Raw genomic sequence first — 12,355 nt, forward strand, 5'->3', positions numbered from 1 at the left:
CCATGGTAGATGGACCAACTGCGAGCAGGAAGGTCTGGCAGCACCACAGCGCTGCACGATCCGCAGGGAGCGCCGGATGAACCATGCCGCCGGCCCTGCCACGAGCAGCGCGATCACCATCATCGCGGGTGACGGGCTTCCGCAACTCAACCGTCGAATCTCGCGGGGGGGACCGCTTCCTCGCCTTCGCGTTGACCATCGGCCAGCTCGGCCCCGTGCTCGCCGCCGCCATCGCGATCGGCTTCTTCACCAACGGAGCGATGGCCGGCGTGTACGCGTTGACGCCGACCGAGTACGCGACGGCGGAGCGATCGACCGCCATGGGCGCGGCGATCGGCGTCGGACGCATCGGCGCGATCATCTCGCCCGCCCTGGCCGGCGCGCTCCTGGATGCACGGTGGCCGCAGTCGGGCGTCTACCTGCTCTTCATCGTGCCGCTGCTCATCGCGGCGATCGCCATCGCGTTCATCCCGTCGACGGTCGCGCGGACACGGGTCCGGGAGCAGGCGTCGGTCGCCTGAGGCTCAGGCGATGATCTGCATCGGAAGGCCCGTGGAATCGAGGACGCGGTCGGGCGGGTAGGCCACTGCCGTCCCCTCCGCTGCGCGCCAGGCCGACCAGGCGGCCACCACCGCGTCCACGGCATCGTCCGGCGCGCACTCGAGATCCCGCGCCGGAAGGGGGTCCAGCCCCACGGCCCGCAGGGCCTCCATCCGCTCAAAGAGGCCGGCCGTCGTCTTCTTGCCGAAGCGCGCGGGGTGCCCGAGCAGCGTGGTGAAGCTCACCTCGGGGTGCACCTCGACGACCCGGTCCCTCGAGGTGCGCACCCAGGCGTCGGCCTCACGGATCTTGGCGAACAGGCCGAAGCTCTGCGCCGAGAGGCCGCCCGCGTCGTGAGCGCGGTTGACGACGTCGGCCGCGGCGCGGGTCGGCTCGGCGAGGGCCGCGCGGGTCGGGGTCCAGAACACCGAGGAACGGCGGTCTCCCAGAGCGGCCTTCGCCGTGCGGTCCGCGTCCCGCGTCCCCCGCTCCGGCAGGCCGATCGGGATGTCGATGCCGATGCACGCCATCCGTCCCGCTCGATCCAGCTCGGTGAGCGAGCGGATCACCCGCAGGTCGCGCAGTCGAAGCCCGCGACGACGCGCCTCGACCACCGCGAGCACCCATCCGCCTCGACACCCGTCCAGACCGGCCACCGTCGTCATGCGGACAGCATGCCAGTCGGCCGTCCGGCGCGCTCTCTTTCATTGATGAACAGTGCTCTGACATGGGCGTTCATTCGATGGTATCGGTTGCTCCACAGGCTGCTTACCGTCCGGCGGTCCGTGCCGACAGTGTCGTCCGAGGGGCGGGTCGGTTCTCCGACCGATCCGGGCCGTCCCTCGACCACCATCTCGCCGGCGTCGGGCCGGCTTTCACAGGGGAGCCATCACCATGGTCAAGTTCATCGCCACACTGTCCACCCTCGGATTCACCTTCCAGCAGCGCCTGCGGCGCGAGGAGACTGGGGCCACCGCCGTCGAGTACGCGCTGCTCGTGGGCCTCATCGCCGTTCTTCTCGTCGCGGGACTCGTCGGTTTCGGCCCGGCGCTGCGTGACTTCTTCCAGGGTCTTCCCGCTCGCATCGGTATCAACGGCTAGCACCCGACACCAGACGTCAAGCACGGTTCCCGAGATGACACACTTCGGGAACGGGTACCTGGCGGGGGACGGCACCCCGGTGTCGTCCCCCGCTCGACCGCTGCGATCGGCCACACGCTGCCAGCACCTCCTTCGCTTAAGGTCCGAGCGGGGAGCGGCGGCAGTGGAGTTCGCCCTCGTCGTTCCCGTTCTCCTGCTCCTGCTGATGGGCATCATCGAGTTCGGTCGCGTCTACAACGCACAGATCGAACTGTCCGGCGCCGCCCGTGAGGCCGCACGCGTCGTGGCCGTGCGTAACGACCCGGTCGCGGCCATGACGGCAGCGCGCACAGCCACTCCATCGCTCAACCCTGCGCTGACCAACGCCCAGATCGCTATCGCTTTCAGCACCGGAACTACCTGTCAGCCGAGCACCGGCGGCACTTATCCCACCGTCACTGTGACTGCCACCTATCGGATGAGGTTTCTCACTGGAATGTTCGGCGCTGCGGTCAACGTCACCGGAAGAAGCACCATGCAATGCGGAGGATGAGCCAGTGGCTTAGCCACTACATTCGTCACGCACTTCCTATGCAGGAAGAGCGAGGTGCGGTTGCCGTCATCGTTGCCCTGTGCATGGTCGTCCTGCTCGGCATCACCGCCCTGGTCATCGACGTCGGCGGCATCTACGTCGAGCGCCGGCAGTTGCAGAACGGGGCGGACGCGGCAGCGCTCGCCGTCGCGCAGAACTGCGCCGCCGGCAACTGCGGAAGCCCGAGCGCTACCGCCCTCTCCTTCGCGGGGAAGAACGCCAACGACGGCGCCTCCCAGGCGACCACGACGGTCGACACCGCCGCCGGCACAGTTACCGTCAAGACCGGTGTGCTGACTGCGAGCGGAGCTCACGTTCTCACCAACACCTTCGCGGCCATCGTCGGTGTGCCGACGAGTACCGTTTCGGCATCGGCGAAGGCCAGTTGGGGCAGTCCCTCCGCCGCGGTCGTCTTCCCCTTCACCATCGCCCACTGCATCTACAACGGCACCCCGGCCAACACGGAGCGCTGGATCACCACGGACAACACCTGCACGGACGACAAGGGCAACGTGGTCCCGGGCGGCTTCGGGTGGCTGGACGAGAGCGGCAACTGCGCGGCGAACGTCGACATCCTCGTGCAGGTGGGCAGCGACCCGGGCAAGAGCGCCCCACCCTGCGACAAGTCGAAGATCCTCAATACCACCATCCTCCTGCCCATCTACTCCACTGCTCAGGGCCAGGGCCAGAACGCTACCTACACGGTCTACGGCTTCGCCGCCTTCAAGATCACCGATGCGAGCTGGCCCGGCAACTGGACCACCAACCCGTCCGCCGCGTGCGACAAGTGCACCGGCATCAAGGGCTCGTTCATCCGCCTCGTCAGTCTCGACACCGTCGCGAAGTGGTCGGTATCCCGGCTCGGTGGTCCGACGCTGAACGCGTCCTTCGTCTCCCTGAGCCAGTAGGAGCATCACGAAGTGAAAGTCCGCATCATCGCCGCGGTCGTGGCCATCCTGCTCGCCGTGCTTGCTGCCGTCGCCCTGACCAACTACGTCTCGGGCGCCGACCAGCGCGCGCTCAAGGGTGCCGAGTCCCGGCAGGTCTACGTCGTGCGCAAGGCCATCCCGAAGGGCACGACCTCCGACCAGCTGCCGCAGTACACCGGCCGGCAGACCGTGCCCGCCAGCGCAGTCGCCGACGGCGCCGTCACCGAGCTCTCCCAGCTGGACGGCAAGGTCCCCTCGACCGGTCTGTTGCCCGGCGAACAACTGCTCACCAGCCGCTTCGTCGATCCCGCGTCACTGAAGGAGGAGAAGCAAGGGGTGGCGGTGCCCAAAGGAATGCAGGAGATCACCATCCAGCTGGATCCCCAGCGCGTCGTCGGCGGCCAGCTCCAGCCGGGCGACACGGTCGGCATCGTCATCAGCTACAACGTCAAGAAGGACCCGTTGAGCGACGCGATCACTCACCTCGCCATGCACAAGGTGCTCGTGACGAGCGTGCAGGGCCTTCCCACTCCCACCGCGGCGCCGGCGGCCCAGTCGAGCGCAAGCCCGTCCAGTAGCGGGGGTTCGCCCAGTGCTGCCGCCGTTCCCAGCGGCGCTGTTCTCGTGACACTGGCGCGGACCGCTCCGGATGTCGAGAAGATCGTGTGGGCCGCCGAGAACGGCACCATCTGGCTGACCAAGGAACCGTCGACGGCCTCCGAGACGGGGACGCGAGAACTGAACGTGGACGGAGTCTTCAAGTGAGCCAGTTCCTGGTGATCAGCCGCGACGACGCCTTCGTCGACCGCGTCTCCGACGCCGTCGGCGGGGACCTCGACCACTGGAGCGATCCGGCGCTTCCGGCCGATCCCGGTGTGCTGTTCTCCGTCTCGCGGGACGGGTTCCGGCCCGACGTCGTCATCCTGTCCCCCGACCTGTCGATCGCCGATGGGCTGACCATCGCGAGCGCCCTCGACGCCGCCCACCCCGAGATCACCGTGCTGCTCGTGCGCCCGGTCGAGCGCGGCCTGCCGGTCGCCGCGATGCGCGCCGGCATCCGGGACCTGGTGGCGCCCGGCATCGACGACGTCGAGTTCCGCGATCTACTGCGTCGCGCTGCCCGTGCTGCCGCCGACCGGCGTGCTGCGGCCGGGCTGCAGGACGCGGACGGTGAGCGCCGGTCCACCCGCGGCCGCGTCGTCGTCGTGCTCTCCCCCAAGGGCGGTGCCGGTAAGACCACGGTGGCCACCAACCTGGCCGTGGGTCTTGCCGCCACGGCACCGCAGAGCACCGTTCTGGTCGATCTCGACCTGCAGTTCGGGGACGTCGCCCACACGCTGCAGCTCGCCCCGGAGCAGACCCTCTCCGAGGCGGTCGGCCGCGCCGCGGCCCGCGACACCATGGTGCTCAAGTCCTACCTGAGCGCGCACCCGTCGGGGCTGTTCGCGCTCTGCGCGCCGGATTCGCCGGCCGACGAGTCGCAGATCACTGCCGCTGACATCACCCACCTGATCGACCAGCTCGCCGCCCAGTACTCCTGGGTGGTGGTCGACACCGACGCCGGGCTCTCCGCCGCGACGCTCGCCGCGCTCGACCGCGCCACCGACCACGTCTTCGTCGGAGGCACGGACGTGCCGAGCGTCCGGGGCCTGCGCAAGGAGCTCGACATCCTGCGGCAGCTCGGCCTCGTGCCGGCCCACCGCCACGTCGTCATCAACAACTCGGACACCCGCGACGGTCTCTCCCAGCAGGACATCGAGACCACCCTGGGGCACAAGGCGGACGTCGTGGTCCCGTTCAGCCGCTCGGTCCGGCTCTCCACCAACCGTGGCGTGCCGCTGCTGCAGGCCGGCACCCGGGACAAGGCCGGGCGCAACCTCCGTCAGCTGGTGCGCCGATTCGAGCCGCCCGTACCGAAGAGCCGGCCCACCAGCACCGCACGACACCGCAAGGGGGCATCGTGAACCTCGCCCAACGACTCGCCGCCGCCGACGGCGGCACGACGACCGCCACACCGAGCGCTCCGGCACGGACACCGAACGCGACGCCCTCGCACCAGTCCTCGGCAGGGTCGACCGAACCGGCGTCCCGTCGATCGACTCCGGGCACGGCCTCGGCGCCTGCGCCGAGCGCTTCGTCCGAGAACCGCTCGGATGGCCAGGCGCCGGCGGAGCGGGTCACCGATCTCTCGTCCGGAACACCGGTCACCTGGACGGCCATGTCCGCATCCGCCGCACGGTCCTCGACCACCTGGATCAGCACGTCCGCCTCGGCGGGACAGCACGACGCCCTGGCCAAGCTCAAGCAGCGTGCCGGAGACGAGCTGTTCGAGCGCATGGGCACGCGCCTGCTCGACGCGTCCCTGACCGAGGAAGCCCTCTACGAACTGGTGCACGAGGAGCTGATCCGCGTCGTCGAGGCGGAAGCGGTCCCGCTCTCCCGCGACGAGCGCCAGCGCCTGATCAAGGAGGTGACCGACGACGTCATCGGCTACGGCCCGCTGCAGCCCCTGCTCGACGACGACCAGGTCACTGAGATCATGGTCAACGGACCCTCCCAGATCTACGCCGAGTACCGCGGCCGCCTCACCCTGACGGGCGTCCAGTTCACCTCCGAGGAGCACCTGCGCCGCGTGATCGAGCGCATCGTCTCCAAGGTGGGCCGACGCATCGACGAGTCCTCGCCGCTGGTCGACGCCCGCCTCTCCGACGGCTCTCGCGTCAACGCGATCATCCCCCCGCTGGCCGTCCGCGGCTCCTCGCTGACCATCCGCAAGTTCTCCACCGACCCGTTCCAGGTCAACGACCTGATCGGCTTCGGCACTCTGTCCCCCGAGATGGCCGAACTGCTCGACGCGTGCGTCAAGGGCCGGCTGAACATCCTCGTCTCCGGCGGCACCGGTACCGGCAAGACGACGCTGCTCAACGTCCTCTCCTCCTTCATCCCGGCCGACGAGCGCATCGTGACGATCGAGGACGCCGTGGAGCTGCAGCTGCAGCAGGAGCACGTCGTCACGCTGGAGAGTCGCCCGTCCAACGTCGAGGGCAAGGGCGAGGTCACCATCCGCGACCTGGTCCGCAACTCCCTCCGTATGCGGCCGGACCGGATCGTCGTCGGCGAGTGCCGCGGCGGTGAGAGCCTGGACATGCTGCAGGCGATGAACACGGGCCACGACGGCTCCCTCTCGACCGTGCACGCCAACTCGCCGCGCGATGCGATCTCCCGCCTCGAGACGCTCGTGCTGATGGCGGGCATGGACCTGCCGCTGCGCGCAGTGCGAGAGCAGATCGCCTCCGCCGTGGACGTCATCGTCCAGCTGACCCGCCTGCGTGACGGCACCCGTCGCGTCACCCACGTCACCGAGGTCCAGGGCATGGAAGGCGAGATCGTGACCCTTCAGGACGCCTTCGTGTTCGACTACAGCGCCGGGCTGGATGCCAACGGCCGATTCCTCGGCAAGCCCGTTCCGAGTGGCGTGCGCCCGCGATTCACCGACCGGTTCGAGGAGCTCGGCATCGAGCTGTCCCCGCGGGTCTTCGGCGCGGCACCGGCGGTACCCGCCGGGGCGGCACGCCGATGACAGCCACGATCTGGCTGGACGCCGCTGCTCCCGTCGCCGCCGACGCTGCGATCCCGGACGGGCCCTCCCCCCTGCTCCTCATCCTCGGCCTTGTGCTCGGCCTGGCCGCACTGGGAGCCGTCTACCTGGTGATCTTTCCGCCCCGACCGAAGATCTCGCTCTCGCGTACCGGTCCTTCGGCGGCCACCACACCGCAGGAATCGCGTCTGGCCGACTTCACCGCCGCCACCACGAACCTGATCGAGCGCATGCTGCTGCAGTTGAGGAGCGCCCCTGCCCTCGCCGCCGCGCTGGAGTCCGCCGGACTGCGGATGAAGCCGGCCGAATTCATCGTTCTGGCAGGGTCCGTCACCGCGGCACTCGCCCTGCTGGTCACGCTTGTCGCCGGACCGCTGGGTGCCGTACTTGTCGTCGTCGTAGCCGCCCTCGGCACCCGTTTTCTCCTGGGCTTCCTGGCTGGCAGGCGGCGGGCCGCTTTTGCCGACCAGCTCGACGACACGCTCGAACTCATGTCCAGCGGCCTGCGCGCCGGACACAGCCTCGCGCGGGCTATCGACTCCCTCTCGACCGAGGCGGACGCCCCGACGTCCGAGGAATTCACGCGCATCACCAACGAGACGCGCCTCGGCCGCGATCTGAGCCAGGCTCTCGATGCGGCGGCGGAGCGGATGCGCAGCGAGGACTTCACCTGGGTGGCGCAGGCCATCGCCATTCACCGCGAAGTGGGCGGCAACCTCGCCGAGGTGCTCGATCAGGTGGGTGAGACGATCCGCGAGCGCAACCAGATCCGGCGTCAGGTCAAGGCGCTGAGTGCGGAGGGCCGGATCTCCGCCATCGTGCTCATGGTGCTGCCGTTCGCACTCGGTGGCCTTCTGTTCCTCATGACTCCCAGCTATCCGGCGCAGCTCCTCGGCAACCCGCTCGGCTTGGTAATGCTTGCCGCCGCGGGCATCCTGCTCATCGCGGGCGGATTCTGGCTGCGCAAAGTCATCAGCTTCAAGTTCTGACGAGGACCATCACCATGCCCTTGACCGTCGCCGTCGCCATCGCCGCCATGGCGATCGCTCTACCCCTGCTCGGCTGGGCGGTACTGTCACCACGCCTGTACCGGGACCGGGCTGTGCAGCGGAATCTCGCGCGCGGCATGACAACGGCTCCGATGGACGCCGGTGACGGCCCCAGCCGTGGTCAACAGCTCGCCGACTTCGCCCGACGATTCACCCCGCAGAGCTTCATCGCTCGGCTCGACCAGCAGCTGGCGCGCGCAGGGCGGCCCGCCGCCTGGCCGATGTGGCGCGTGCTGTCTGCCAAAGTGGTCCTTGCTGCAGGCGCCGCCGTACTCGGATTGCTGTTCGCCGTCGGTTCGCCAGATGTCCGCCGGCTGCTGCTGGCCGTCTTCGCCACCGTTCTCTGCTATTTCGTGCCCGACCTTCTCCTCTACAGCCGCGGAATGGAACGACAGGCAGCCATTGCGCGCGAACTACCGGACACGCTGGATCAGATGACCATCGCCGTCGAGGCCGGCCTCGGCTTCGAGGCGGCCATGAGCCGCGCGGCCTACAACGGCAAGGGCGCCCTTTCCGAGGAACTCGTCCGCACGATCCAGGACATGCAGGTGGGTCGCTCCCGTCGCGAGGCCTACACGGACCTTTCCGAGCGCACCGGGGTCACGGATCTGCGCCGGTTCGTCCGCTCGATCATCCAGGCAGACCAGTACGGCATTGCGATCTCCGGAGTCCTCCGTACCCAGGCAGCCGAGATGCGACTCAAACGCCGGCAGCGGGCCGAGGAGAAGGCGATGCAGATCCCGGTCAAGGTCCTCTTCCCGCTGATGTTCTGCATCCTGCCGGTGCTCTTCATCATCATGCTCGGCCCCGCGGCTATCGGCGTCATCAACACCCTCAACCCATGACGGGCGTCGCCGAGGCGGTCCCTCCGCTCCTGCTGACCCTCGCGATGCTGGCCGGCCTGGCAGCCGGGCACTACGCCCGTCACCTCGCGGCCGCCTTCGACCCGGCCGACACCGCACCTCCGTGCCGTCCGCCCGTGCTGCTCGAATCGCTGACCGCGCTCGTCTTCGGCGCGCTGACCTGGCGGTTCGGCGTGACCCCGGAGCTGGCGCTGTACCTCTTCGTCGCCACGATCGGCGTCGCCCTGGCCGCCATCGACCTGCGCCACCGCCTGCTACCCAACGCCGTCGTGATGCCCGCGCTCGGCGTCGTCGCGGTGCTCGTCCTCGCGGCGGCCGTCGCGGGCGCCGACGGAGGTGCGGCGATCCGCGCCGTGGTCGGCGCGGTACTGCTCTTCGTCCTCTACCTCGTGCTCGCGCTGATCAATCCGGCCGGCCTCGGCATGGGTGACGTGAAGCTGGCCGCCCTCCTCGGGCTCGCGCTCGCCTTCGACGGGTGGACCACGCTGATGACCGGTGCGTTCCTCGGGTTCGCGGTGGGTGCGGTGATCTCGGTGGGTGTGCTGCTCACGCGCCGCGGCGGCCTGCGCAGCTCCTTCCCGTTCGGCCCTGCCATGCTCGCGGGCGCCCTGGTGGCCTGCTTCGTCTGAGCAGGCGGTTCTGAGCGGACGGTTCTGAGCGGGGGTCCGGAACGGGCCTCACACCCCTGCGTCTCACACCGGGGGCCGGCATAAGGTCGCGCCACCAGGGGTTGACATCTCCTGTGAACGCATCGACCAGCATCCCTACCCTCGGCGTCCTCGGCGCCGGCAAGCTCGGCACCGTCCTGGCTCGCCTGGCCGTCGCGGCCGGATACCGGGTGCTCGTGGCCGGCAGCGGCGATCCCGCCCGGATCAGGCTGACCGTGGAGGTGCTGGTCCCCGGAGCCACGGCCGTCACCGCCGAGCACGCGGCACGGGAGTCCGACGCCGTCATCCTCGCCATCCCGCTCGGCAAGTACCGCACTCTTCCCGTCGAGGCACTGGCCGGCAGGCTCGTGCTCGACGCCACGAACTACTGGTGGGAGGTCGACGGGATCCGGGACGACCTGACGGATCCGCGCACCTCGACGAGCGAACTCGTGCAGGACTTCCTGCCCACCTCCCGCGTCGTCAAGACCCTGAACCACGTCGGCTACCACGACCTCGAGGACGAGGCCCGGCCGACGGGGACACCCGGCCGCACGGCGATCGCCGTCGCCGGTGACGACCCCGCCGACGTCGCTGCCGCCTCCGCGATCGTCGACGCCCTCGGCTTCGACGCCGTCACCGCCGGGACCCTCGCGGCCGGCGTCGCGATGGAGCCGAACACCGCCCTCTTCGGCGCCGACGTCGACGCCGACTCGGTGCGCCGCTTCCTCGCCGACTTCCCGAACTCGGCCCGCGGCCACGTCGTCGCACGGGCACGCGCGGACGTCTGACCGGACCTCTCGGACAGCCTCTCGACACCCTGACGGCACCGCCCGAAATCAACTACCGACGGGTAGAAAGTGGCTTACCGACGGGTAGAAGTCGGTACCGGCCGGTAGGTGACGAGAGCATCTGGCGGGAGCCCGTGCGGTGACGTACGGTCACCTCAACAAGGGTTGCGGACCCCCGGAACGAACCACTTCCGGGGCGCCCAGCGGGCAGGGGGCCCACCATGAAAGACCACGTCCATACCGAGGTGCCGGGCGCGGCGATCACCGCCGAGGGCGCGTGTCCCGGGCACCGGCACTGGCTCGTCACCGGCGGCGCCGTCGGCCTCGTCTTCGCCTATCTGACCGGCGTCGTCTCGTCGTCGCTGCTGTCCGCGGTGGCGGCGGAGACGGGTCCGTTGGCCCGGCCGCTACCCGAGGCCACCGCCCTGATGATCGTCACCGTCGCCCTCGCGGCCGTGATGGCAGCGGTGATCCAGTTCCTGCCGGCCCTGCGCATCGGCATCGTCGGGGTGCTCGCCCTGCTGCTGGCGACCGGCGTCAGCCTCACCTCCATGACGGGTGGCGCCGGGACGCTCGTCACGACCGACGCATGGGCGCCGACCGTGCTGCTGCAGGGCGCCGGCTACAACCCGATCGGCGTCGCCATGGTGGCCTGCGTGCTCGCCCACGGTGTGGTCAGCGTCATCGCCGAACACCGCCGCGCCTGACCGGAACACCACGACCGCCGGCCGGAATGCTCCGGCCAGCGGTCGTCGTCGCGCGCGTCAGGTGATGGCTCAGTACGGGTAGTCCGCGATCTCCGGGCGGACCGTCAGCCACTGCACCTCGGTGAAGGCGTCGATGTTCGCCTCGGCGCCGCCGATCCGCGACCCGTTGCCGGACGACTTGACGCCGCCGAACGGGGCGTTGGCCTCGTCCATCACGGTCTGCTCGTTGATGTGCACCTTGCCGGACTCGATCCGGTCGGCCAGCGTCATCGCTGTCCCGACGTCACCGAGGATGCCGACCGAGAGGCCGTACTCGTTGTCGTTGACGAGCTCGACCGCCTCGTCGAGCGTCGCGTAGGGCACCACGGGAGCCACCGGCCCGAAGATCTCCTGCGTCCACGCCGGGTTGTCGGTCGCGACGTCGGCAAGCACGGTCGGCTGGTAGAACGGGCCGTCGTTCGACCCGCCCGCCGCGAGCCGGGCGCCGTGGAGCACCGCGTCCTGGACGATGCCGTCGATCCGCTTGAGCTGCTTCTCGTCGATGATCGGTCCGAGCGCCACGGTGCCGCTGATCGGGTCGCCGACCGGCAGGTTCTCGGCCTTCTCGGCGAGGGCCGTCACGTAGGCGTCATAGAGCGACTCGTGCACCACGTGCCGGCCCGTCGTCATGCAGATCTGCCCCTGGTGCAGGAACGAGGCGAAGGCCCCCGCCGAGGCCGCCTTCGCGACGTCGGCACCGGGCAGGACGACGAGCGCGTTGTTGCCGCCGAGCTCGAGGTGCACCTTCTTCAGGTTCCGCGCTGCCGCCTCGCCCACCGCGCGGCCGGCCGCCGTCGAGCCGGTGAAGGCGACGACCTGGACCTGCGGCACCTCCACGACGGCGGCCCCGACCTCGGCACCGCCCGGCAGGACGGCGAACAGCCCGGCCGGGAGTCCGGCTTCCTCGAACACCCGGGCCAGCGCGACACCGCCGCAGACCGCGGTGCGGGGATCCGGCTTGAGCAGCACCGCGTTGCCGAGGGCCAGGGCGGGAGCGACGGCCCGGATGGAGAGGATGAGCGGGAAGTTGAAGGGAGCGATCACGGAGACGACGCCGACGGGCTTGCGCCGGGCGAAGGACCACCGGTCGTCGTTGGTGGCGAGCACCTGACCGGCCGGGTGGCTCGGCAGTGCGGACGCCTCGTAGCACTCGTTCGCAGCGATGTGCGTCTCGAGCTGGGCCTTCGGCTTGATCGCACCGGACTCGCGCATGATCCAGTCCTCGACCTCCTCGGCGTGCTCGTGCCAGAGGTCTCCCGCGCGCCGCAGGACGGCGGCCCGGTCCTCCGGGCTGGTGGCGGCCCAGGCGCGCTGCGCGACGGCGGCCTTCTCGGCCGCTTCGGCGACGTCCTCGGCCGTCGCCACGCCGTAGCTGCCGAGCGCCTGGCCGGTGGCGGGCTCGAGCGCATCGGCGGCGCCGCCGCGGCCGGCGCGCCAGCCGTCGAGGAAGATCTTGCCGTCCCAGGTGGACGTGTCCAGCAGGCTCATCGGTGCTCCTTCGAGAGAGGGGGTGGTGATGA

At 69.9% G+C, this 12,355-nt stretch carries 14 protein-coding genes; 12 read left to right on the forward strand and 2 right to left on the reverse strand.

Annotated features, from left to right (window positions below):
* The first annotated feature begins 128 nt into the window (after nucleotides 1-128).
* A complete protein-coding gene (locus V6N00_RS03180) occupies nucleotides 129-521 on the forward strand; it encodes an MFS transporter (protein ID WP_334230597.1) in 393 nt (130 codons plus the stop codon).
* Nucleotides 522-524: 3 nt separating this feature from the next.
* On the opposite strand, the gene V6N00_RS03185 is transcribed toward V6N00_RS03180, so the two are convergent.
* Nucleotides 525-1,205, reverse strand: a complete 681-nt coding sequence (locus V6N00_RS03185; RefSeq protein ID WP_334230598.1) for a DUF429 domain-containing protein — start codon at nucleotides 1,203-1,205, stop codon at nucleotides 525-527.
* A 229-nt stretch (nucleotides 1,206-1,434) separates the two neighbouring features.
* Between V6N00_RS03185 and V6N00_RS03190 the strand changes: the two genes are divergently transcribed.
* The 11 genes from V6N00_RS03190 (at nucleotide 1,435) to V6N00_RS03240 (ending at nucleotide 10,796) form a co-directional block, all read left to right on the forward strand.
* On the forward strand, nucleotides 1,435-1,641 hold the full coding sequence (locus tag V6N00_RS03190; RefSeq protein ID WP_334230599.1) for a Flp family type IVb pilin: 207 nt from the start codon (nucleotides 1,435-1,437) through the stop codon (nucleotides 1,639-1,641).
* A 163-nt stretch (nucleotides 1,642-1,804) separates the two neighbouring features.
* Nucleotides 1,805-2,173, forward strand: coding sequence for a TadE/TadG family type IV pilus assembly protein (locus tag V6N00_RS03195; RefSeq protein ID WP_334230600.1), 369 nt, complete (start codon nucleotides 1,805-1,807; stop codon nucleotides 2,171-2,173).
* A gap of 38 nt (nucleotides 2,174-2,211) precedes the next feature.
* Entirely contained in the window at nucleotides 2,212-3,120 is a 909-nt protein-coding gene (locus V6N00_RS03200) for a pilus assembly protein TadG-related protein (protein WP_334230601.1), read from the forward strand.
* Between the two features lie 12 nt (nucleotides 3,121-3,132).
* On the forward strand, nucleotides 3,133-3,906 hold the full coding sequence (gene cpaB / locus V6N00_RS03205; RefSeq protein ID WP_334230602.1) for a Flp pilus assembly protein CpaB: 774 nt from the start codon (nucleotides 3,133-3,135) through the stop codon (nucleotides 3,904-3,906).
* Nucleotides 3,903-5,105: an AAA family ATPase gene (locus tag V6N00_RS03210; RefSeq protein ID WP_334230603.1), complete on the forward strand. Its 1,203-nt coding sequence runs from the start codon at nucleotides 3,903-3,905 to the stop codon at nucleotides 5,103-5,105. The genes cpaB and V6N00_RS03210 overlap by 4 nt, the downstream gene beginning before the upstream one ends.
* Before the next feature lie 254 nt (nucleotides 5,106-5,359).
* Nucleotides 5,360-6,721 carry a CpaF family protein gene (locus V6N00_RS03215; protein ID WP_334230604.1) on the forward strand — a complete coding sequence of 454 codons (1,362 nt, stop codon included), beginning with the start codon at nucleotides 5,360-5,362 and terminating at the stop codon, nucleotides 6,719-6,721.
* Nucleotides 6,718-7,728 carry a type II secretion system F family protein gene (locus V6N00_RS03220; RefSeq protein ID WP_334230605.1) on the forward strand — a complete coding sequence of 337 codons (1,011 nt, stop codon included), beginning with the start codon at nucleotides 6,718-6,720 and terminating at the stop codon, nucleotides 7,726-7,728. The genes V6N00_RS03215 and V6N00_RS03220 overlap by 4 nt, the downstream gene beginning before the upstream one ends.
* A 14-nt stretch (nucleotides 7,729-7,742) precedes the next feature.
* A complete protein-coding gene (locus tag V6N00_RS03225) occupies nucleotides 7,743-8,633 on the forward strand; it encodes a type II secretion system F family protein (RefSeq protein ID WP_334230606.1) in 891 nt (296 codons plus the stop codon).
* Complete coding sequence (locus V6N00_RS03230) at nucleotides 8,630-9,280, forward strand: A24 family peptidase (RefSeq protein ID WP_334230607.1); 651 nt, start codon at nucleotides 8,630-8,632, stop codon at nucleotides 9,278-9,280. Before V6N00_RS03225 ends, V6N00_RS03230 begins: the two co-directional genes overlap by 4 nt.
* Nucleotides 9,281-9,393: 113 nt before the next feature.
* Nucleotides 9,394-10,089 carry an NADPH-dependent F420 reductase gene (locus V6N00_RS03235; RefSeq protein WP_334230608.1) on the forward strand — a complete coding sequence of 232 codons (696 nt, stop codon included), beginning with the start codon at nucleotides 9,394-9,396 and terminating at the stop codon, nucleotides 10,087-10,089.
* 221 nt (nucleotides 10,090-10,310) lie between these two features.
* Entirely contained in the window at nucleotides 10,311-10,796 is a 486-nt protein-coding gene (locus V6N00_RS03240) for a hypothetical protein (protein WP_334230609.1), read from the forward strand.
* Between the two features lie 69 nt (nucleotides 10,797-10,865).
* Here the strand turns inward: V6N00_RS03240 and V6N00_RS03245 are convergent, their stop codons facing one another.
* The gene (locus V6N00_RS03245; protein WP_334230610.1) at nucleotides 10,866-12,323 is read right to left on the reverse strand and encodes an aldehyde dehydrogenase family protein; all 1,458 of its coding nucleotides are present in this window, start codon (nucleotides 12,321-12,323) and stop codon (nucleotides 10,866-10,868) included.
* Nucleotides 12,324-12,355 lie beyond the last annotated feature (32 nt).

Origin of the sequence: Tersicoccus mangrovi, from assembly GCF_036881825.1 — a bacterium.
Lineage (GTDB): Bacteria > Actinomycetota > Actinomycetes > Actinomycetales > Micrococcaceae > Tersicoccus > Tersicoccus mangrovi.